The organism is Niastella soli, assembly GCF_017742245.1.
Lineage (GTDB): Bacteria > Bacteroidota > Bacteroidia > Chitinophagales > Chitinophagaceae > Niastella > Niastella soli.
The window spans coordinates 742428-765258 of record NZ_JAGHKO010000011.1; the positions used below are offsets into that span (position 1 = coordinate 742428).

The window sequence follows — 22831 nt, forward strand, 5'->3', positions numbered from 1 at the left end:
TAATAGTTTATTGATTTGTTTTGAATGTTATTCCCGAATAAGGGGCGCAAATTCAATGAGGTTATGGAGCCCATCCTGGAACGGTTGCTTTTTGATACTTGAATTAAGATAATCGATCACCGGTTTGATGGGCGGAAAGTTCAGGTGATATTGAAAAGCCTCATTGCTTCTGAACTTTTCATAGGTTACAAACTGGGTATCGTCTTCTTCTAATTGTGATAATTGATAAGTGATCACGCCTGGTTCACTTCTGAATTGGGGCATAGCGATATGGTACACATTCCTGAAAGTCTCCTGTGTGCCTGCCTTTGCATCCACAAAAAGCATGATGGTAAGCTGACTGTCTGCAGCATTTGCTGTTCTACGCCATTGCTGTTTTGAAATGGGTTCCAGGTCTTTTATAGTGATGCTTTTTTGTGGCTTCACCAACGCGATCTCTGCTAAGCGACTTATTGCTTTCGATTGCGCGTTGTTTCTTGATTTTGTCCATTCCTCATTGCTGACCCACCGCTCAATTACCCACAGTATGGCTGGGTTTTCCTTTTCATAGTAGGCTTCTGCCATGATATTACTTTCGATAGCCATTGCACATGATACGTAATCAGTAACCGCTTTTCTGAACTGATCCTGGTATTCGGATCTTACTTCATAGCGGGTAAGCCTGGCTACCGCATCCTGCTGGCTTAAGATTGCCAGCACGGCTTCGCCAACTGCCTTTGCTGATTGCGGATTCTGACCGGTAACCACCCGTTGATCTGTTACCACATGCGATTGCCAAAGACCAGATTTTTCGAATATGGCTCCCCGCTCAATTAATTTCGACTCTAAAAGAAAAGGGACAGCTTTGTCAAGTTTAACAGCCACCTCTTCTTCATTGCTGAAGGCATTTATTTTTTTGCCATCAACCAGGTATTTGCCGTTAGACAATTTGATATTGACAAGGCCTGCCGGGCCATGACAAACTGCGCTTACAACACCGCCGTTCTCATAGATCTTTGCAGCAATAGAAGCCAATTCCCTATTGTCCTCGAAATCCCACATAGCACCATGGCCACCGACATAATGGATAGCAATATATTGCCCGGGATCAATTGCTGAAGGCTTTTGTGTTTTTTCAATTTTTTGTCTGTAAACAGCGTCGTTCCAGAATTTTTTATTGACAGCGTCGCCCAGGTTTAATCCGTCTACAGGAGCTTTACCACCTTTGGGGCTTACAAAATCAATTTCATAACCGGCATTCGTCAACACCTCCCATGGATGGGCTGCTTCTGCCAGGTAGAATCCTGTTTTTTCACCAGTATTTCCCTTTTGACTATGGCTGGTTACTACAAATAGAATTTTCTTTTTCATCTTACTTACATTTTGCGCCTTTGTATATGATGTAATTGCCAGGAGAAAGGTTATTATCAATACAAATGGCCTGTTGGAGTTTGACATCCATGCATTTGCGCTCATTTCATGCTGTTTTAATATTTTTGAATAGACAGCCAACAGTGTGCATCATTGGCTGTATAAGATATTATTTTGCTATGTTGAGCAGCAATTTTGATACTTCGTGCGGTTGAGAAAGAAAAGGCGAGTGGCTGGTGTTTACTGTATAAATGGTTGTGATGCCCGCTGCTGCTATCATTCTATCCTGCAGACCTGGAGAAATAACAATATCCTGCAATGTTTTAATATAGACCTTCTTTACAGTGCCAAAGCCCTCATTAGTTAACGTTACTTTATTGGTAAATGGAATGGCTGGTTCAGCACGATAATTGTCAATTGCCTGTTGTTTAACAGCCGGCGTGCCATCATTGATAAAGAGATAGGTAAGACTATCGGCCTTTACATCAAGCGTCAATTTGTCTGCGGACTGAACAAGTGAATTTCCCAGTTTAGAGCCCGGATCAGACATGGAAAGATCAACCAGCGCCTGTCCCGTTGTTGGCAGGAAAGCTCCGATATAAACCAGTTTGCTGATCTTTGCAGGGACCTTTTCTGCCACGGCAGTTATAACCATGCCACCCATGCTGTGTCCAACCAGGATAACATTTTCATTTACAGCAGCAATTGCCTGAATAACTTTGTCACGGTAAACATCCAGGCTCAGGGTGTACGTTGGCGTTTTATCGGTACCATGCCCCGGCAGTTCCACCACAATTACTTTGTTGCCTTCTTTAAGCAGATCATTACGTACGGCATCCCAAACATAAGGAGCCTGCCATGCGCCATGTACCAGTACATAGGTTTTGGGGTCAGGTTTGTCTTCATTTTTGTGGCATGATGCAAATGTGGAGATGGCAAATACTGCTGCCAGCAGCGAGCTAATAGTCTTTTTCATTTTTGACATTTTTAATATAGTTGTATGCTTTGATTTGACATAACAAAGTTGCGAAGTAAATAAAAGCTTCACCTGACGCAAATGTGTCAAAATCATGTGTGTGCTAATTTTAGGTGTAATAAGAAACGGGCAGGCTTTTCAATCAACTTTAATAAGGAGCATTAAAGATCTGTTCGGTTTCTGCAAAGTGGCTTTTAATGTCCTTAATAAATGGGTACTGTTTATGATCTTGTTTCCGGGGAGGTAATTATATAGTAAACCGTCCAGGCGGCGAATATAATTATACCAACTACCAGCCACCAGGGTACGCTTTGTGGAGTTTCACTTCCTTCAATAATGAATTTATTTTGATTGCCCTTGTCATAAGCATTGATCATAAGCGGGATGGTGCCGTCTACAATGGCATTTTCCGAAATGCCTTCAATGGCAATTGCAGGGCCGTTCCTGACGGTGAAATTTATCTTCTGAATACCTTCTCTGCCCGTTGGTGATTTGCTGATAAGTATTAAAGTATGCTCCCCATCGGTTAGCTTTCGTGTATCTAATTCAAATTGAACAGGTGCTATTAATTCTGCAACAGGCTGCGTATTTTCATCTATAAATAATATTATCTTACTTTTATCGGCTGTCATCTTATTTAATTGCTTAAGATTGATAGTTTAATATGATCACTATTTCTTTCACCGGGCAGTATTAATATTTTTAAAGAATAAATAAAAGTCAATAGTGCGATTGCTGTAACTATGGAAACAATGACCCAATCCCAATTGCTTTGCGGTCCGGCTCCGTGTGTTAACCTCCTGGTTATTTTCGGTTGCTGTTTTCCGCAGAGGGGGCAGGCTGAAGCTATTTGTAGCGATAAAAACATCAACAGGGCGAGCACCGTCTTTATTTTCATCAATTATTGTTTAGTGGTTGTTTTAATATCATCCATTATTTTTTTCACAGCCTGCGGCATTACCGTTTGGGCATTATTCCCCCAACTGGTTTTTTCATGGTTAATGATTGCAGTTATTTCTTCAGGCGTTAAATTATTGTTTGTTCCAACAGCAGGCATGGCAGCAAATTCAGGTCGTGGGTCATACCCCTGCATGATAATGTTTACATATAATTCCAGGTTATTGCCCAGCACAACAGGGCTGCCTTTTAATGAAGGGAAAGCGCCTTTCAGCCCTTCACCATTGTCCTGGTGGCAACTGGCACAATTTTGTTTGTAGAGCGCCTGCCCATCAGGAAGATTTCCCTGGTTGCCGTTAGCTGCTAGCGGCGTTTCTTTTTTCTTATACAGAAATTCCTTTGGTTCTTTATCGTCGGGCAATGGTGTTTGCTGTAAGCTTTGCAAATACGCCACCAGATCGATCGCTTCTTTTGTGGCCACTATTTTCCCATTTATCGCTTGTCTGAATGCAGGCGGAACAATTACCTCCATTTCATTTATCCCTACGTCCTTTTTAATTTCAAAGAGCCAGGGGTAAGCTGGCATAATTGATTTTTCAACTACCGCTCTAGGTTGATACAGGTGTAATAAGTGCCAGGCAATGCCTGGCTGCCGTTTGCCAATATTTGTCAAATCAGGGCCGGTCCTTTCTGTGCCCATTAACGTGGCGGTGTTTCTCCAGAGATCTGTGCGGGTATTGGCGGCATAATCGGCGGCAATACCGGGTCTGCTGCCCCAGACCTTGTCCATATCTACATTCCTTACCTGCTGGGTATGACAGGCTACACAACCATTGGCTATGAAACACTTTTTTCCGAGATATTCGGCTTCGGTCAATGGTTTGTAACCGGGTAATGGAGCATTGTTTTCCTGATTATGAATGGCAGGCAGAATAGCTACCATGATTGTTAGCCCAACAAACAAAGCCAATGCTGTTCTGAATAGTTTTTTATGATCATCAAAGAAATGCATCGGTAGTTTTTAATTGGTAACGGGTTGATTGCCCAATTCCTGTTTCGCTTTTAAAATACCTGTTGGTGTACTCGGGATCACTATCTCCTCTTTCTGTTTTACCATATAGTAAAAATTATAAGCAAATAAAATGTGCGAGAACCACATCAGGGTGCCGCCAATAGCACGCCACAACCAGTAAGGAGCCATCAATGATACACTATCAATGAATGGTTTTCCGTCCATCCATAGTAACCCCTTTAGTGTAGCTCCATACATTAAGGGGAAGGTGTAGAAGATCAGTCCGATCAGGGCCATCCAGAAATGTGCGCCGACAGTAATTTGATTGGGTTCTTTTCCTGTTAACCTGGGAACAATGGTATAGATAAACCCCCATAGCATAAAGCATATGATGCCATACATGGTTATATGTGAATGGGCAACTGTAAAGTCGGTAAAGTGCCAGATCAAATTGGTAAACCGGAAGGCTTCTGCTGTTCCCTGTAATGAACCGGTGAAATAAAATACAATACCAATCAAATAGAACGGAAGTGTGTAACTGCCCGAAATTTTATTCCACGATCCTGTAAAGGTCATTAAAAAGTTGGTGGTGCCTGCCACCACTGGTATAATCATGCCGGCACTGCCAACAATGGCAATAGTTTGTAACCACCAGGGAATGGCACTAAAGATAAAATGATGGGTGCCAATTAACGTATAAAATACAATTTGTGCCCAGAATGCTAAAATACCTAAGCTGTAAGAGTAGATCGGTTTGTTTAATTGTTGTGGCAGGAAATAATACAACAGGCCAAGATTGAAAAGCATAAACCACATCCCAACGCCCTGGTGCATATAATACCCCTGCACAATTGTTTCACCCAAACCCTTTTGCCAGCCTGGCCAATAGGCAACCGCTGCAATAACCAATAAAAACATCATTGCAGAAATAATATACCAGTTAGAAACATAGATCTCTTTGGTTGTTCTTTTGGCAATCGTTTTTAAAAAGTTTCTCAGCGAAATGAAAACGCCAATACCCATTAATGCCATTACAGGCCATATATATTCTCTGTATTCGCCACCACCATTGTTAATGCCTGCCATTAGGCAGATACTTCCCGCAATGACTGAGGCATTGATCAGGATCAGCGACCAGTAGCCTGTTTTTATGCTTGTAACAGGCACATTGCTGACCCGTGGCACCACATAATATGCCAATCCCAACATGGCTAAAGATGCCCAACCCCAGAAAACTGCATTGGTATGTACAGGTCTTAGTCTGCCGAAGCTCAACCAACTGTAATGGTCAAGGTCAGGCGTTACAAATTTTATCCCTACCATTTCTCCGGCTGTTGTACCCAATAAAAGCCAACCTGTAGCACACCCTAAATACCATAAAATAAGTTTAGTTAATGCAGGCTCGATATATGGCCTGGGCTGACCTTTTTTCTTTTGTTCAATAAAGCGAAGCGGCGTTGCCTCCCTGATATTATCCAGTAATCCCTTTTTGTCGAACGGTATAGATTCGCCAGCCAGTTCATTGTTAGATAAGGAAAATTCAAATGCTCTTTTTTGTTGTTCTAATATTTCGAGCTCATCGCTGCTGATCCCTTTCAGATATTCATTGAATTTTTCTAACTCCTTTCGCTTTGAATACTGACTTATTGCAGCATAGGCTTTTATAATAACGATTATGACTGCAAATAAAAGCGGTATTAAAATCAGAATGAGGGTTATGATAATGCCCGATTCGCTGAACAGGTTTTTTGTTTCCATCGCTTAGGTGATTGGGTGGTCAATGGGAGGCTTTTATATTCCATTGTTTTCTGGAGCCGGCATATCAAACCCATTTAATACCATTGAGATGAGACAGTAGCCGCTTATGAGAAATATAAGCTCTCCGGCCCCATTTTGACCAAGCAGCTTAACGGCCAGATTATAGGTAGAGGCAGGAACAATGTGGCCCTTAACAAGCGCCGAAGCCACGTCATGTGCGATCGCCTCCTGTTCGTTTAAACCTTCCGGACGGCCACCGGCTGCCAAGGTTGCGATAATAGGGGAGGAAAGACCAAATGCGGCTGCCATGATCTCATGAGCATACAGCTCGAAGCGGGAACCAAAGGCGCCGCCTACGGTAAGGATGGCCACTTCACGTACAGTTTTGGGAAGGGTGGCATTATTGTCCAATGACCTAAGAAATGCCAGTGCGGGCACGCCAAATTGTGGGAAGTGTAACATGGGTGGAAAAGGGCCCAGCAGCGCTCCCTGGGCATCCATCATCACTACCGGCCCCTGACTTTTGGTTATAAGGTTAGCGATCTCATTATGAACGTATCGAAGATTCGGACTAAGTGTATCTGGTGGCAATGGTTGTAAACGCATTGTTCAGGTTTTAAGTTTTACAAAAGATCACTGGTAAATTGACCGTCAATAAGAATAAAGGCCATGCGGCAGCTTTTGCCCGACCGGTTTGCCCAGGCATGATTGGTACCTCGTTGGATGATAATATCTCCGGCTTTAATAGTTACTTCGCCCTGATCAACCACCAGCGTCATCTCGCCCTCAAGCACAATCCCATAATCGATGGTTGCGGTCCGGTGCATTAAAGGATGCGGTGCGTTCTGACCTGCTTTTGAAGCATCTTCACCGCCCATTGATTTGAAATGCTTACCTGCTTCATCTTTGGTAAGATTTCGGATCTCATCTCCCTCGGGCGGAAAATCAATAACTCTTATGCGCGTGCCGCTTTTTGGCGGAGCCAATACCAGACTTGTTTCCTCGGGATCTCCAGATACGCTATTGATCAGCGCTGGCGACTGCGCAGTATTCCATACTTCATGAAACTTCGCTCCGTTAGGCCCTCCGATCATATAAGTGTGCTCAGGCGATGCATCTGAAAGTATAATTGCTTTCCCTTCTGTATTATGACCTGTTACGATACGTCTAACTGTTTTTTGTTGCTGTTCCATGGTATTGATGTTAGTTTTTCTTTGAATTTTTGAAAACAAAAACGCCGAGGTAGTGAAACAGTACCCCTATTGCCCATGCCGGTGTAGACCATAAAGGCCATGGATAGGTCCTGTCCGTTAAATACCATACGAGCCAGATAGCCGGTGTGGTAAGGAAGAAAACGAGCAGGTGAATTCTGAAACCTTTTTGGGGATTGACAGGTGCTGATGTTTCCCAATTTGTTTGTTGTGACATAAGATTTAAATTGATGAGGTGATTGTTTATTCTGTGATAAAATTACTCTTGTGTATTATAACAGGGAGGAGCCCCAGTCACTTTTAGCGAGTGATCATAATCACTATTAATGAGTGATTGTGATCACCCAGCGATTTTAAACAGGTTACTGTAATAAACAAACGAGGGTGTACCATTTCTGATACACCCTCGTTTATCCGGGGACTTACCTGTCTTTTTATTTACTGTTAGTATATAACCGGCTTAAAGTTTCCCGGCGCAGGCCAAGGAATTCAGCTATCATTTTTTTTGGTATTTGTTGTATCAGGACAGGATATAACTTCGCAAATTCTTCATATCGCTTTTGCGGGGCATTGAACAATAATATTTTGATCCTTTGCTGTAAGGCAACAAACCCCCTGGTCATTTTTACCCTGAAAAAATGCTCCATTTTGTGCATTTCTGAAGCCAGCTTTTCTCTGCCGTAAAGGGTTAAACATAATACTTCACCCGGCACCAGGCATTCAAGGTACATAGCAGCCGGGGTTTGGTTGAAATAGGAGCTATAGTCAGACATCCACCAGTTTTCCTGCGCGAACATGCAAACGTATTCCTTTCCCTGATCGTCGGTATAAAAAACCTTGTAGATGCCCGATAGTACCAGGTACTCGTATTTTACATCGTCGCCTTCCTGGATCAGGTATTGCCCCTTTCGTACTTTTTTTAATGTAAAGAAGGATCTTATGAATTCAAATTCTTCATCGGTGATGGGCGTGATCTGTTCTATATGCAACCTTAGTCTGTCCATATGATCAATAGTCTGTTAACTTACTTTTAAGCGTTATTTTATAGAATTAATGACAGTTTATTGGGATTTCCGGGTTTTAGGATCTTAAAAGTTACATTCAAACTCTTTCATTTATCCAGCGTATAATGTCCCTGAACACGATCCCGTGATATTTATCGTTTATCAGATCGTGATAATGCCCTTCATATAAATTAAGTTGCTTGTCAACCGAGGAAGCATGTTCCATAAAATATTCGCTTCCGCCAGGTTTAGTGACGCTGTCTGCCGTGCCGTGAAGGACCAGAATGGGTAGTTTTATTTTTTGCATTTCCTCTTTCAAATATTCAGTCGCCAATAATAACTGTTGCATGGTTTTGGCAGGTTGTTTTTCTTTTGCCAGCAACGGATCGTTGTTCATGGTAACTACGATCGCCTTATCACGCGAAAAATCCTCGTTATTTAACTTAACAAGCCGGGTATGCGGAATGATATGGCTCAGGAGTTTTATGACAGCAAGGACAACGCCTGGTGCTGACACCTGAAATGCAAAACTTTCCGAGATCAATCCCCTTAATTTATCCTGGTATTGTAAGGCATAAATTGACGCGAATACCCCACCTGCACTATGTCCCAATAAGAAAACAGGCAGCGTTGGGTGCGCCGCATTGATAATATTTAAAAGCAGATCAATATCTGCAAGGGTATCATTATAATCCTCCATGTAGTACCGCTCGCCATCCGATTGTCCACGACCACAAAGATCAAGTGCGTATACTTCAAAATTGTTTTCGTTGAGTTGCGTTGCAAAGCTTTGATAGTACCCGCTGTGCGCATTTAAACCGTGAATAATAAGGATGATCCCTCTTGATATGCTGCCCGCGCTCCAGTTCCTGTAAAAAATATTTTGTCCTTTGGCATTACGGAAGGTTGATACCGTTTGTTTTGATTGCACGATAAGTTGATTTAAACGTATAGCATTTTGGCGGGTTATAACAATGGACCAGTGCATTGTCTTGTGCTTTGCTACAATGAAGTCAGGCTATTTCTATGCCATTTAAGATAAAAGGTAAATAACAGGATAAGTTAGTGTCACAGTTAGGTGAAAACGAAAACATTAGCAGTTATCGCAAGGAAATTGAGTGCCTGCACGCAACTCCAAAGTTTTTGGAGTTGCCAATCAGAAAGTCTAAAAATATTGGAGTTGGGTCTTATTGCTTACAGATCCTGCTTTTTAATGTTCAGCTTTGCTATTTTTGCTTCCAGGGTGGTGGGTTTAATATTCAGTAATTCCGCAGCGCCATTGGCCCCGCGTATCCGGCCGTTGGTCTTTTTTAAGATGGAAATGATATAGGCCCTTTCTGTTTCCTGTTGAATAAGCTTTACATCACTAAGTGTTTCGATGCTTACGTGGCCAGATAAGGGCGGAGCTGCCACCGTGAGGCTTCGTCTTAACTCCAATTTTGACATTCCATCATTAAGAATAACAGACTGCTCCATAATATTCTCCAACTCCCGAATATTCCCCGGCCAGTTATAGGCATACATTTCTTCCATCATGGCAGCTGAAATGCCTGTGAATGGCTTATTGAATTCCTTACAGAACCTGTTTGCAAAGAATAATGCCAGTGCTTCAATATCAGATTTTCGTTCCCGTAAAGCCGGCAAAGTAATGGGAAAAACATTCAGGCGATAATACAGGTCGAGCCGGAAATTTCCTGCAGCAACTTCTTTTTCCAGGTTTCGGTTGGTAGCTGCTATGATCCGGACATTCACTTTTACCGGCGAATCGCCTCCCACATATAAAATTTCCTTTTCCTGCAAAACACGCAGTAGTTTAACCTGCATATCGAGCGGCAATTCTCCAACCTCATCCAAAAAGATAGTTCCTCCGTCGGCTTGCTCAAATCTTCCTTTTCTTTTTTCAAAAGCGCCTGTAAATGCCCCCTTCTCGTGACCAAATAGATCAGACTCCATCAACGTGGCAGGAATGGCCGCACAATTTACTTTTACGAAAGGCCCGTTTGTTCTTTGTGAAAGTGCGTGAATATGCTGGGCTACCTTTTCTTTTCCTGTGCCGCTTTCCCCAAGGATCAGAACGGAAGTGTTATAGGGTGCTACCTGTGCAGTGAGGTCCAATGCAGCTAATAAAAGCGGATGATTTCCAATAATACCCTGAAATCCGGAATGATTCACGGCATTATTATGTTCTTTATTAAAGTAAGCGGGTTGGCTCATCTGAGGGGTCACCTGACCAATCATTTTTTCTGCAATCGCTGTCAAACATATTTTCAACCGATTCAATAAAGCAAGATGCTTTTCTGTATAAATAGAACGTTGACGGCTATAAAAGAAAATGTGAAGGGGAGTTCCGTTACTAAATGCCACCGGGACCACGAGGTATTCCTGAAGGGTAAAAGAACCAAACAAAAGCTGTGGCAGGGCAGGGGCGGTCAATTTTTGTTTTGTTGTTCCATCCCTGTGTATGGTCGCCTCAACATCTGTATGGCTATTTTTAAGTGCGCTGGCAAGCGCGTCTTTATTTAAACCTGTAATTGTTGTTAGTTCTTTTTCACTAATAAACTGGTATTCGTCAAATCCGATGCGTAAATACCCCATATCATTGAATTGCGCCGCAGCAAGCGGCCTGGGGCCCCACAAAATAAGATCAAATGGGATATAAGGTTGTAATAAGCGGGCAATTTGCAGCAACTGTTGTTTAGTGTCTGAAGTTTCAATCCCTATTTCGGTCAATTGCTTCTGTAAAAACTCTTCCTGCCGCAATTTTGTCTCCAAACTATGGCGGTGACGATACAGGGCGATATCCAGCGTAACCAGCAGGTCTCTTTCCCTGAATGGCTTTACAAGAAAACCATAAGGCTCGGTAGCCTTTGCTTCTTCCAGTATTTTTTGGCTTGAATTGGCAGATAAGTAAATAAAAGGAATATTTTCAGTCTTCAATTTCCTGGCCAGGTCAATGCCCGAACCTTTTCCTTCTAATCGAATATCAAGCAGTACAAGGTCAGGTTTTTGGTTTTGGAGATGCGCCGCAGCCTCTTCAGCTGAAGCCGCAATACCTGTTACGTTATAGCCGGTCTTCTCTACGGCCAATCGAAGTGTATTCGCCACAATAAATTCATCCTCTACAATCAGTATTTTGGTATTCATATATTTGTTACCCTGCTTTTAAAGCAGGGCATTGTTTGAGATCATTTAATTAAAACCGGAAACCTGACAGTTATATGCACGCCTTCATTACTTTCAATGTTAAAGCTGCCCTTTAGCTGTCTGGTAAGCCCCCGCATCAGATCAAGCCCCAGCGAATGATGTTCCCTCGTATCAAACCCTGCCGGTAAGCCAATTCCATTGTCCGATATTTTCAGCACTAACTGATCTCTTCCTTTGTGTTGCAAAAGAAGACTTACATGCCCTTTCCGTTCATTCAGAAAAGCATACTTAATAGCATTGACAATCCCCTCCGTAATGATCAGGCCGAGTGGGATTGCCTGCGATACGTCAAGCTCCAACGGCTCAATAGATTGTTCAAAAGTTATCTGGTTATTGGTGTCAAAACTCTCATGCAGGTAATGCACCAGTTCGTTGATATAGACAGGCATGGCGATCGTTGTCGTATTATCATCCTGGTACAGCTTTTGGTGGATCAGGGACATTGCCTGCATTCGTCGCAGGCTGTCGTTGACAGCGAGCCTAGCCGTTTCATCTTCAAGATATATGGATTGCGAATACAACAAGCCGGTTACCATTTGAAGGTTGTTCTTAACTCGGTGATGCACTTCCTTGATCAGCCATTCTTTTTCTTTGAGCAGTTTATCCTGTTCCGCATTCAGGGTTTCCAGGAATAGGTTTTTCTGGTCCAGTTCCTTTTGATTCGCCTCCAGCTTACGATTGCTTCTTTGCTTTATAAGGTAACGGTTGAATAATAATGCTACAATGATCAGTAATAATGCTACAAAGGCCCGGGTAATATTTTTTGTTCTGTTGGCCTGCTCAACAGTGATCCGCTGCAGTTGATTTTGGTTGTTGAGTAACTTAATATCCTTTTCCTTCTTAGCCGTTTCAAACTGCACCTCTAGTTCCTGTATTTGCCAGTTTTTTGTTTCATTAAGAAGGGAATCACTCAATTGCTTATGCCTGAGTACATGTTGTATAGCGGAAGTATAATTTCCCAGGCCGGAATCAGCTCTAAAGAGCATCAGATTGATATCTTTCATCTGCGCCAGTGAATTCGTGCTTTCTGCAGTGCTCAATGCCTTTTTTAAATAGGCTATTGCTTTCCCGTATTGCAATTTATTGATAAAGAACTGCCCGATCTCACTATAGACATCGGTGGTTATTTCATTGTCCTCCTTCAGTTGCCCTGCCAGCTTTATTAATTCAAGATAATACTTTTCGGCCTGCCGGTGCTGGTTCACAGCCTGATAACAGTATGCCAGTGAACCTACCAGGCATGCTTGTGCGTCAACGCCGATGGGTTTATTTTTAGCGTTGATGTCAAGAATATAGGCCAGCGCTTCCTTTTCCTTTTTTATTTTTACAAGCTCCCTGGCAAAAAAGCCGGCATCCCTGAATTTATAAAAATTGTCACCAGCATTAAATACCCGGTTATTGAGCGTTTTTGAATACCACTCCACACTTTTATCGGGTTGCCCTATTTCCCGGTACATATTGGCAAGACGGCGGTAAAAAGTAAGGGCGGAGGTGGAATCATTGGTGGCCTCAATGCTTTCTATTGCCTTTAACCCATAAAAAATGCACTTGTTGAAATCGCCTTTGTTGCGGTAAGTAACTGCCAGCAGATCATAAATATAGTGCAGCTCCCGATAACCGATAGCTTTGTAACGGTCCAGTGCATCCAATAACGCTGTTTCCGACTGGTCCAATCTGCCATTCACCAGGTGTATATCCGCAATCGTCTTTAAAACAAATGCTTCTCTTTCCTGATTTCCGCTTTTTCTATAAAGCGAACACATTTTCTCATAACAATGCAGCCTGGTTATGCCGGTATTCTCCCGTAATGGGATCAGCGTTGCCAGCTCGTACCATAAAAGCGCTTCCCGCTCCTCATTACCAGGCATGCTTACTTCAGCTATCGTTTGCTGGTATAGCTTTTTACTTGGCTGTAAACCTTCGGTAATAAAACTAACCATTGCCCTGATATGTGTACGTTCAGGCTGCCATGTTGCCGACAAATTGAGCGGTGCTATTTTACTCGCCTGCTCCAGGAAAAGAATTGAGCTGTCAAAATCATGTTGTGTCCTTTCTTTATGAAACAGATAATGGCGGCCCAGGATGATCAAAAAACGAAAGCGGGTTGAATCGCGCAATGAGCCCAGGACGTTAAGCGCAGATCCCACGTCATTTTTTCTGATAAACGCATCTCCTTTTATTAAACTGGCCTCATTTTTTCCATTTTCATATTTCAATGTCTCACTAAGATGAAACGCCTGGTCTGCAAACCAAATAGCGCTGTCGAGCTGCGTTAGGGGATTTCCGGTTTTGTACACATAATATTCTCTATACGTAAAATACCTGCCCAGTTTTAGCAATACGTGCACCCGGCTTGTATCTTCTTTGCTTTTCCGGAGTTGTAATAACAATTGCGATTGTTCATTCCATATCCTTTGGGAAAAAGAAAACAGGGGAGTGACCAGCAAAATAATAATGCTGGTGATAAAACAAATGACCCTATTATTATCCCGCTTCTTGTTTAAAAAGAAAGCGGCTAAACGTAATAGTGGCATAAAGGCGTTATATTCAAGGAAATTTTAATTTTTCAATAGAGCCATAAATTTCATAAATGTCTCTTTTACAAATTTCATGATAAATCTCTTAACTGGGAGGCATTTACTGAAGGTTTGAAAGAATAGTTGCCATTTAACAATAAGCCTAACCGGTAGCCGGGTAGGTTTATAATATATATGATATTTTTATCTACTTTTAGAGATCACTTCCAGGGGCACTTTCAAAACGCGAAGCCCTATCCATTCCATCCAACAGCTATTTCGTCTTTTGCACCTCGTTTTTCAGCGATGAAGCCCTGATTATGAGGTCGGCCCGCAGAGTGATGGAGTTGGTGCTGTACAAATTACCGGTGCCTTGGAGGTGGTTGATGAGGTTGGTGACGGCGATGTTGCCCATGGTCTCGCCTGCATAGTCGACCGTAGTGAGGTTGGGCTCAATGACCTTACTGATGGGGTCGTTATTGAAACCGGCAAAAGCTACATCGTGAGGAATGTGAAACCCGGCTGCTTTTAGCGCCATCATACAATAAACGGCGGAGGTGTCATTGGCTGAGAATACCGCGTCAGGCCGTTTGGCAGCTGGCATGCTCAGAATATGCTTTGCGGCTGCTGTACCGTCTTTTTCCGACAGCTCGCTTATGAGATGCATCTTGTCCTGAAAAGGCAGGTCATGGTCTTTAAGTGCCTGCCGGTACCCGTCAAAGCGGTCTTTATATACATTCCGGAGCAGGTTACCGCCAATGTGCATGATCCGTTGACAACCCTGGTCTATCAGGTGTTTCGTGATCTTATAAGCGGCGTCGTAGTTATTGATGACCACAGAAATGCTGGACGGATGAGAATACACCCGGTCGAAGAATACCACTGGGATGTTTCGTTTGAAAAAGGGTTCCAGGTGATTGATGTTGCGGGTATCGTAGGCGAGGGAGATCAGTAACCCGTCGACCCGTTTGTTAAACATGGTATCTGCATTCTGCTTTTCGTTTTCTGCCTCTTCCAGCGATTGGGCAATGATCAGGTTATACCCATGTTTGTTGGCCGCCTTCTCCATACCAGCGAGTACAGAGGACATGAAATGGCTGTTTAGTCTGGGTACGAGCACCCCAAGTGTTTTGGTGGTTTTACTGCGAAGACTGCTGGCAAACGTGTTGGATTGGTAACCTAATTCCAATGCGACCTCCGCAATCTTTTTACGGGTGTTTTTGCTAACAGCGGGACTGTTTTTCAAGCCTCTGCTAACAGTTGCAGCGGAAATATTGAGGTGCTTGGCAATATCGTATATCGTTACTTCCCGGTTTTCGGCCATTGTAACTGTGTGATGTTTGTCAAAGAAAAAGAGCTTTTTTTGAATAAAAAAATGGAAGTGGTAAAGGAGGATAAGATAAAATTGAAAAAAAAGTTTGCCAAAAGTGTGTAATTACAAAATGGAACCTTACTTTTGCAACCCCAATGATAATCAAGGGCGTTTAGTTCAGATGAAAATCATAAAGGGAGTTTAGCTCAGTTGGTTCAGAGCATCTGCCTTACAAGCAGAGGGTCGGCGGTTCGAGCCCGTCAACTCCCACAGAAAAAAGGCCTCCAATAAAACGGAGGCCTTTTTTATTGTTATTAGTTTAGCATATTGGGTTCAGCGCATCCCGATTTACAATCGGGAGGGTCGGCGGTTTCCCGCGCAGCGGGATCAACTCCCACAGAATGGAAAAGGGTCACTGATTAGTGAGCCTTTTTTTATGTCCTTCAACGTTTACATATTATACTCTTCTACACGTGACCGTTACTGCATCGGGCACACCGGCGATGACTTACAAGAACGACTAAGAAAGAACAATTCAGATCATAAGGGATTTACTGGTAAAACTGGAGACTGGGTTATTGTTTATACCGAAGTCTGCTCAACAAAAACTGCAGCCTATCAATGTGAGCGGGAAATCAAAGCATGGAAAAGTCGTAAGAAGATTGAATTGCTAATTAGCTCCAGGCTATAAACTTATTTCAGTTGATTCAATAGCTCTTTTCGGCGATCGTGCCGGGTCTAAACAAAAAATGCTGCAGGAGTTTTTTTCTCCCGCAGCATAAATATAATAAATCCGTTTTACGGGTTATAATACTAATATGTAAGACTGTCTTTGCTTGTAGTTAAGTTCTTCAGCGGAGGTGCGAACTTCGTCAGATCGATACCTGCTACTGCGGCTTTGTATTCGTTCATATTTGGAATTCTTCCAAGGATTGCAGAAAGAACGACCACAGGTGTAGAGGCAAGAAGGGATTCTCCTTTTTTGCGCTCAGAATCTTCAACTACTCTTCCCTGGAAAAGACGGGTAGAGGTTGCCATAACGGTATCGCCTTTAGCCGCTTTTTCCTGGTTACCCATACAAAGGTTACAACCCGGACGCTCGAGGTACATCATATTTTCGTATTCAGTACGTGCTGCGCCTTTGGGAGCATTATCATTGAATTCAAAACCAGAATATTTCTGCAGTATTTCCCAGTCGCCTTCGGCCTGAAGCTCATCAATGATATTGTAAGTTGGAGCTGCCACTACAAGCGGAGCACGGAACTCAACTTTACCTTGTTGTTTTTCCAGATTTTTGAGCATTTGGGAAACGATTTTCAAATCGCCCTTGTGTACCATGCAGGAGCCAACGAAACCAAGGTCCACTTTTTTCTCGCCACCATAGTAAGAGAGCGCGCGAATGGTATCGTGGGTATATCTTTTAGAAACGTCTGCATTATTAACGTCTGGGTCGGCGATCATTGGTTCAGCGATCACATCCAGGTCAATTACCACTTCAGCATAATATTTAGCATTTGCATCTGGTGTTAACGCGGGTTTTTCACCTGATTTAATCTCTGCGATCCTTTTATCTGCTCTATTGATCAAACCCTGAAGAACCTGCCGGCTGTTATCCATGCCCTTGTCAATCATGATCTGAATCCTGCCTTTCGCAATTTCCAGTGATTGAATTAGGGTGTCGTCTTCAGAAATACAGATAGAAGCTTTTGCTTTCATCTCTGCCGTCCAGTCTGTAAAGGTAAATGCCTGATCAGCAGGAAGTGTTCCGATATGTACTTCAATGATACGGCCCTGGAAAACGTTCTCACCGCCAAATTTCTGCAGCATTTGCGCCTGCGTAGCGTGTACTACATCTCGGAAATCCATGTGGTCCTTCATTTCTCCTTTGAAGGTTACTTTCACAGATTCCGGAATGGGCATAGATGCTTCACCGGTTGCCAGTGCCAGCGCAACTGTACCCGAGTCAGCGCCAAACGCAACACCTTTCGACATCCTTGTATGTGAGTCACCACCAATGATGATAGCCCACTCGTCAACCGTAATATCGTTGAGTACTTTGTGAATTACATCGGTCATTGAATGATATTCGCCCTTGGGGTCACGGGCAGTAATAAGTCCAAACTCATTCATGAACTTCATGAGCTTTGGAATATTTGCCTGCGCTTTCTTATCCCAAACCGAAGCGGTGTGACAACCTGATTGATAAGCACCGTCAACTATTGGTGAAATAACAGTGGCTGCCATAGATTCCAGTTCCTGAGCAGTCATCAAACCGGTGGTATCCTGAGAACCTACGATGTTCACTTCTACGCGAACATCTGAACCAGCGTGTAATACTTTACCTGGGGTAGTTCCAACAGCATTTCTGTTAAAGATCTTCTCAACAGCTGTAAGACCCTGCCCTTCGTGAGAAATTTCTTTTGAAGGAGCAAAAACCGGGGGAATATCAATGCCGAGCAGTTTGGCCGCAATGGTCTGGATCTTTTTACCGAATACGATAGCATATGATCCTCCAGCTTTGATGAATTCCATTTTCTGCGGCGTAAGCGCCTTGGAAATATCGATCAGTTCCTTATCGCCATTATAAAGTTTCTTCTTCTTTGTGTTGATCGTAAGCACGGTGCCGGTAGCAACGGAATAAACCTGCTCAAGAATAGGTTCGTTATTTTCATTGCGAACGATCTTGCCATTGGCGTCTGTCTTTTTCACCCAGTTTTTGAGGTCAATACCAATTCCGCCGGTAACGTCAACTGTGGTAAGGAAAATGGGAGAAATTCCGTTTGTACCGCCCACAATAGGGGCAATATTTACAAATGGAACATAAGGACTTGCCTGTCTGCCCGTCCAAAGCGCCACGTTATTAACGCCAGACATTCTTGATGAACCCACACCCATAGTGCCTTTCTCAGAAATCAGCATCACGCTTTTGTCGGGATGTTGTGCCTGCAGCGCTCTGATCTCGGCTTGGGCCTGGGGGGTAATCATACATTTACCATGCAATTCACGATCTGAACGTGAGTGCGCCTGGTTGCCCGGAGAGAGCAAATCAGTAGAAATATCACCTTCGCCGGCTATAAAAGTCACTATTTTAATTTCTTCAGGCACATCGGGCAGTTTTGTGAAAAACTCAGCCTGAGCGTAACTTTCAAGTATATCTTTAGCTATTGGATTTTCGTTTTTGAATGCCTCTTTCAGGCGGTCTGTATCAGCATCATAGAGGAATACCTGTGTTTTAAGCACTTTTGCAGCTTCTTTTGCAATAGAAGCGTCATTCCCCAGCGCCAGATCAAGCAACACCTCAATTGAAGTACCACCCTTCATGTGGGATAACAGCTCAAAAGCAAAAGCAGGGGTAATTTCTTCAACTTTGGATGTGCCAAGAATGATTTCTTTTAAAAACTTAGCTTTTACTCCGGCAGCACTCGTAGTTCCGGGCAAAACATTGTAAATAAAGGTATTGAGAGAATCTTTTCTGTGTACATTTTTGAGATCTCTAATTTGCGCGATGATTTCACTTAGTAATTCGCCGCCATCGATCGGCTTCGGATGAAGATCCTGACTTTTTCTTTCTTCAATTTCCTTAAGGTACTCATTGTAACGGCTCATATGATTTTCTTTTTTTATGTCCATGACATTCATAGCGATCTAAAGAAGATTCCATTTAACAACAGATTCTCCATTAAATAGTTATTTTATGCATGTAAGTGAATTTTCGGGGGCAAATTTACCGATGATGCCGAGATTACAGCTTCTTTGTATGTATAATTTTTTGAGACAACCGTTTGTGTGTTGTCTAATCCTGAAAAAGACAATTACTAATTGTTCTGCAAGTATTTGTCTGCTAACGACTTAAGTTTAAAAACGCGTATGAGCGGTCCCTTTATTTGGTTCAACAATTTGCCGGCAGACTCCACAGAAGAAAGGTATCCAATAAATCGGAGGCCTTTTTTATTGTTATTAGTTTAGCTCATTTGGTTCAGCGCATCCCGTCCGCCCCTACTGTCCTGGCACAACCTGCCTGTAGCATTATAAGAAGCCATTCTGTCCCTTATTTTTCCTTAACAAGAAACCACTCCATTTGGCGCAACCAGAGGCCTTTTAGGCTTATTATCGATTAGGTGCTACCGGCAGAGGTGTAAAACAATATAATGACGAGGCTGACTAGTAGTGCAGTCCTGGTCATCCTCCAGTTTACTTCTGGTCAGATTCTCTCCAGATGTAGTCCTACAGGCCATTTCCCGCCTAAAAACGCCACTGAAACGCCACCAAAACGCCACTAAAAGGCCACTGCTCAGTGGCATATCGGAGGGGTATTCCTTGCCGTTTGGTGGGATATGTAGTATATAAGTGATATATATCACCAGGATCTGACTAGGGTCTTGCCGGGCTTTTATTATGCTTTACTAAAGAAAAGCAGGTATTCCCCCAAGGGAAGGCGGAAAGAAATACCAAACGATAATACTCGAAGCCATATTAAACGGTTGTATTTAAATCCCTCAACTTTTCAACCTGATATCCAACTGGGGGACGCGGCCGGGTAAGGTTAAAGCTAATTGTGGAGAGCTTTTAGGAATTGGTCAGATGACGGACATCATTTGCTTCCAGGATACTGAACCTGCCATTAAAATAAGATACGCGATAAAGACAAGTATTGCTATGGTTGAAGTTTGCCATACAACTGATAGGTGATTGACTGAGCATGCACAACAATACCAGCAATGAGCGCCCGTGCATACAGATAAGCACCCGCTTTTCAGTTGGCCTGGAAAGGATAACGTCCAGCGCTTCCTGAAGGCGTTCGGAAACCTGATTGGGGCTTTCGCCTTTTTCAAAGGACAAGTCACATTGTCCGCTCTGCCAGTAATTTTTCATTTCGTGGAATGCACTCAGCCAATCTTCTTTACTTTCATTCCCCTCCCAAATACCAAAAGACAGTTCATCAAGCCCCGGCAATAGCTCCCACGGAATACCTTCTTCTAAAAAATTTTTTACTGTTTGGTGAGTACGCTTAAGGGCGGATGTATATACCTTATCAAAAGGCACATGTTTATAATACTGGTAAAATGCCTTTCCCTGCTCTCTTCCCAGATCATTAAGATCAGTATTTACGCCTCTTCCCTGTACAATGCCCAACCTGTTGTAATCGGTTTCCCCATGCCTGATGATATACAGCTCTTTATCCATATTCTATTTCCTTTAAGCCCCGCAAGATAAGATTAAGCACCAACAACAAATCCATTCTTTATCCTCTCTTAAATAAAACCATTAGTTCCTGTTACCGGTCTTTGCCTGCCGCACCACACCATTGTTACCTATCTTACAGGTCAGGCTTAAGCGGAAACGCGCGCCGTTGAAACGGCTCATGGAGACAAGGCTATAATCCGGGTCTGTTACCGTAGTGCGGTAGCGTCGGGTGTCCAGGACATTGGTGACATCCAGCGCGAGGGACAACCGGTCATTGAACAGTTTTTTGCTCAGGCCAAGATCTGTCCAGTGCAGCGCTTGCAAGCGGCTTTGTGCGGTAGCCACCGGACCGTTGTAATAATACCGGGTTTGAAAGCCTGTGGCCCATGGCAGCTTAACCTGAGCAGTCAGCCGCCCACCAGACGAACCTCCTGAAAACGCAAAGTCAAAACCGTTGTACTTACCGGTCTGCCGGAAACGGTAAACATTGAAATCCGCATTTAATTGCAGGGCTTTTACCGGGTTCCACATCACATTCAGTTCCACGCCACCACGCTGTTCACTGGCAAGGTTAACCGGCAGGGTAGTGTAAATGCCTTCTGCATTGCGGTAGGTATAATCTGCTGTAGGCGTTCCTATATGCTGAAAGAAGAAGGTTGGGTTGATCGTAAAACGGGCCGTTCGCCTGAGCATGCCCAATTCAAATACTTGCGCATAAGAAGGATTGAGGTTTGGATTGCCGGTATTCCGGGAGGTCAGGTCAGTCAGTTCAGCGAACGGGGATAATGAGTACAGGGAAGGCCGGCGGATGCGGGTGCTGTAATGTGCCTGCAAGGTAAGATCAGGTTTTAATGCATAGTTCAGGTGGGCAGTCGGAAAGAACCAGGCGTAGCTTTTGCGGATGTCGTTGTTGATGCGTATGCCGGTCAGTTCAGCACGCAGCCCAACAAGGTAACTCCATTTACCATGTTTATTACTTAACTGCGTATAGGCGCCCTGTATGCTTTCGCGGTAACGCAATTCGTTTGGCGGCCCCGGTGCTATTAGGAAATTATAGTTCACGCTGCGGTGCTCGGTTTTCAGACCGGCTTCCAGTTGCAGGTCTTTGGCATTTAAGGGCTGTACCCAGTCGCTTTGCGAAAGCAGGTCGCGGTTTGCCTCGCCCGTACGGGTGGTTATGGCAGGGTACGATACAGCTTCCGGAAGCACTTTATCAGTCAATAGTTGCCAGTCTTTAATACTGTTCCACCAATCGTATTGCAGGTCAATTGTCCACTTTTTTTTTGGCCTGGCGAAGGTTTGGGTGTAATTGTATTCCAGCTGACTATAGCTGCGCCGCTCCCTCGATTCACCGTTTCTTTTTAAGGTACTGTCCGTGGAAGTTTTGCCGTAGTTGTAATCCAGCCCGGTCTTGTCATGGTCGTGTGTACTGTTCCGAAGGTAAGCTACCGTCATAGATCGCTTTTCACTCAACTGGTAGTCTATGCCGGTGTAAAGCATTTTACCGTCATCGTGCCGGTTTTCATGCTGGCGCATGGCCACCGACGTTAATTGGGTTAGCTGGTCGCTGGCATACAGCCCCTTATAATCCGACTTGCGCAAACCCAGCGTTGAAAAGAAATTGAACTTTTCTGATTTATAGTTCAGGCTCGGATTGAGGCGGGTATCATTAGGTACACCGGCCATTACCTGCACCTGGCCGTTAAAACCGGTCTTCCTGTTCTTTTTCAGGATGATGTTGATCACCCCGCCGGTACCAGACGCATCATAGCGCGCCGAAGGGCTGCTGATCACCTCTACACGTTCCACCTGTCCGGCCTGCAATTGCTCCAGCGCATTGCCCTGCACAAGTCCCGACCGGCGGCCATTGATCAACACGATAACCCCCGGGTTGCCCCTCAACGTCACCTGGCCTTGCGGACTAACATTGACGGACGGAATGCCGTTCAGCACATCGCTTACCGAACCGTTCTGTGAAAGCACATCCTTACCCACCTCGAACACTTTTTTGTCGGGCAACAACACCAATGCCGGTTTATCGCCAGTCACGGCCACTTCCTTTAACAACCTGTTATCCGGCAGCAGGTACAATGTACCAAGCACAGCGTGCTGCCTGGCGGACAGCTGTAGCTTTTGGCTTAGTTGCTGGTAGCCGATCATGCGACATTGTAAAGTGTATTTGCCAGGCTTGACGGGGCCGACAACAAATGCCCCGTCGTCTTTTGTTATGACGCCGGATACCGGTTTGCCCAAACTATCCAGCAAACTGACCGTTGCGTAAGGCAGGGGTGTACCACCGGTTGTATCGGCCAGTTTGCCGCTAACGGTTTGCGCATAAGCATTAGTAATTGGCTGAACAAGGATACATAACAATAACAGGGATGTATAAATTTTCATGTTGCAAGTG

General features: G+C 43.8%; 17 protein-coding genes and 1 tRNA gene. 2 read left to right on the forward strand and 16 right to left on the reverse strand.

Annotation, left to right across the window (positions count from 1 at the left end; all coding sequences use genetic code 11):
• Nucleotides 1-27 precede the first annotated feature (27 nt).
• The 13 genes from J7I42_RS28765 to J7I42_RS28825 all read right to left on the reverse strand — a co-directional run bounded on the left by J7I42_RS28765 (nucleotide 28) and on the right by J7I42_RS28825 (nucleotide 15252).
• Nucleotides 28-1455 carry an antibiotic biosynthesis monooxygenase gene (locus J7I42_RS28765; protein WP_209142753.1) on the reverse strand — a complete coding sequence of 476 codons (1428 nt, stop codon included), beginning with the start codon at nucleotides 1453-1455 and terminating at the stop codon, nucleotides 28-30.
• 64 nt (nucleotides 1456-1519) lie between these two features.
• Entirely contained in the window at nucleotides 1520-2326 is an 807-nt protein-coding gene (locus tag J7I42_RS28770; protein ID WP_209142755.1) for an alpha/beta fold hydrolase, read from the reverse strand.
• Between the two features lie 221 nt (nucleotides 2327-2547).
• Nucleotides 2548-2958, reverse strand: coding sequence for a hypothetical protein (locus J7I42_RS28775; protein ID WP_209142757.1), 411 nt, complete (start codon nucleotides 2956-2958; stop codon nucleotides 2548-2550).
• Nucleotides 2959-3227: 269 nt separating this feature from the next.
• Entirely contained in the window at nucleotides 3228-4235 is a 1008-nt protein-coding gene (locus tag J7I42_RS28780; RefSeq protein WP_209142759.1) for a cbb3-type cytochrome c oxidase subunit II, read from the reverse strand.
• A gap of 9 nt (nucleotides 4236-4244) precedes the next feature.
• Complete coding sequence (locus J7I42_RS28785; RefSeq protein WP_209142761.1) at nucleotides 4245-5993, reverse strand: cbb3-type cytochrome c oxidase subunit I; 1749 nt, start codon at nucleotides 5991-5993, stop codon at nucleotides 4245-4247.
• 33 nt (nucleotides 5994-6026) lie between these two features.
• Nucleotides 6027-6599, reverse strand: a complete 573-nt coding sequence (locus tag J7I42_RS28790; protein WP_209142763.1) for a carboxymuconolactone decarboxylase family protein — start codon at nucleotides 6597-6599, stop codon at nucleotides 6027-6029.
• Between the two features lie 17 nt (nucleotides 6600-6616).
• On the reverse strand, nucleotides 6617-7186 hold the full coding sequence (locus J7I42_RS28795) for a cupin domain-containing protein (protein ID WP_209142765.1): 570 nt from the start codon (nucleotides 7184-7186) through the stop codon (nucleotides 6617-6619).
• 10 nt (nucleotides 7187-7196) lie between these two features.
• A complete protein-coding gene (locus J7I42_RS28800; RefSeq protein ID WP_209142767.1) occupies nucleotides 7197-7421 on the reverse strand; it encodes a 2TM domain-containing protein in 225 nt (74 codons plus the stop codon).
• Between the two features lie 217 nt (nucleotides 7422-7638).
• Nucleotides 7639-8208, reverse strand: a complete 570-nt coding sequence (locus J7I42_RS28805) for a Crp/Fnr family transcriptional regulator (protein WP_209142769.1) — start codon at nucleotides 8206-8208, stop codon at nucleotides 7639-7641.
• Nucleotides 8209-8305: 97 nt separating this feature from the next.
• Nucleotides 8306-9139 carry an alpha/beta hydrolase gene (locus tag J7I42_RS28810; protein ID WP_209142771.1) on the reverse strand — a complete coding sequence of 278 codons (834 nt, stop codon included), beginning with the start codon at nucleotides 9137-9139 and terminating at the stop codon, nucleotides 8306-8308.
• A 263-nt stretch (nucleotides 9140-9402) separates the two neighbouring features.
• Nucleotides 9403-11352, reverse strand: coding sequence for a sigma 54-interacting transcriptional regulator (locus J7I42_RS28815; RefSeq protein WP_209142773.1), 1950 nt, complete (start codon nucleotides 11350-11352; stop codon nucleotides 9403-9405).
• A 41-nt stretch (nucleotides 11353-11393) separates the two neighbouring features.
• Nucleotides 11394-13946, reverse strand: coding sequence for a tetratricopeptide repeat-containing sensor histidine kinase (locus J7I42_RS28820; protein WP_209142775.1), 2553 nt, complete (start codon nucleotides 13944-13946; stop codon nucleotides 11394-11396).
• 256 nt (nucleotides 13947-14202) lie between these two features.
• A complete protein-coding gene (locus J7I42_RS28825; RefSeq protein WP_209142777.1) occupies nucleotides 14203-15252 on the reverse strand; it encodes a LacI family DNA-binding transcriptional regulator in 1050 nt (349 codons plus the stop codon).
• Between the two features lie 183 nt (nucleotides 15253-15435).
• Between J7I42_RS28825 and J7I42_RS28830 the strand changes: the two genes are divergently transcribed.
• Nucleotides 15436-15510, forward strand: a tRNA-Val gene (locus J7I42_RS28830).
• Nucleotides 15511-15676: 166 nt separating this feature from the next.
• Nucleotides 15677-15931 carry a GIY-YIG nuclease family protein gene (locus tag J7I42_RS35765; RefSeq protein ID WP_209142779.1) on the forward strand — a complete coding sequence of 85 codons (255 nt, stop codon included), beginning with the start codon at nucleotides 15677-15679 and terminating at the stop codon, nucleotides 15929-15931.
• Nucleotides 15932-16053: 122 nt separating this feature from the next.
• Here the strand turns inward: J7I42_RS35765 and J7I42_RS28840 are convergent, their stop codons facing one another.
• From J7I42_RS28840 to J7I42_RS28850, 3 genes are all read right to left on the reverse strand, one after another.
• On the reverse strand, nucleotides 16054-18846 hold the full coding sequence (locus tag J7I42_RS28840; protein ID WP_209142782.1) for a bifunctional aconitate hydratase 2/2-methylisocitrate dehydratase: 2793 nt from the start codon (nucleotides 18844-18846) through the stop codon (nucleotides 16054-16056).
• Nucleotides 18847-19806: 960 nt separating this feature from the next.
• Complete coding sequence (locus J7I42_RS28845) at nucleotides 19807-20424, reverse strand: histidine phosphatase family protein (protein WP_209142784.1); 618 nt, start codon at nucleotides 20422-20424, stop codon at nucleotides 19807-19809.
• Nucleotides 20425-20505: 81 nt separating this feature from the next.
• Entirely contained in the window at nucleotides 20506-22821 is a 2316-nt protein-coding gene (locus tag J7I42_RS28850) for a TonB-dependent receptor domain-containing protein (RefSeq protein WP_209142786.1), read from the reverse strand.
• Nucleotides 22822-22831 lie beyond the last annotated feature (10 nt).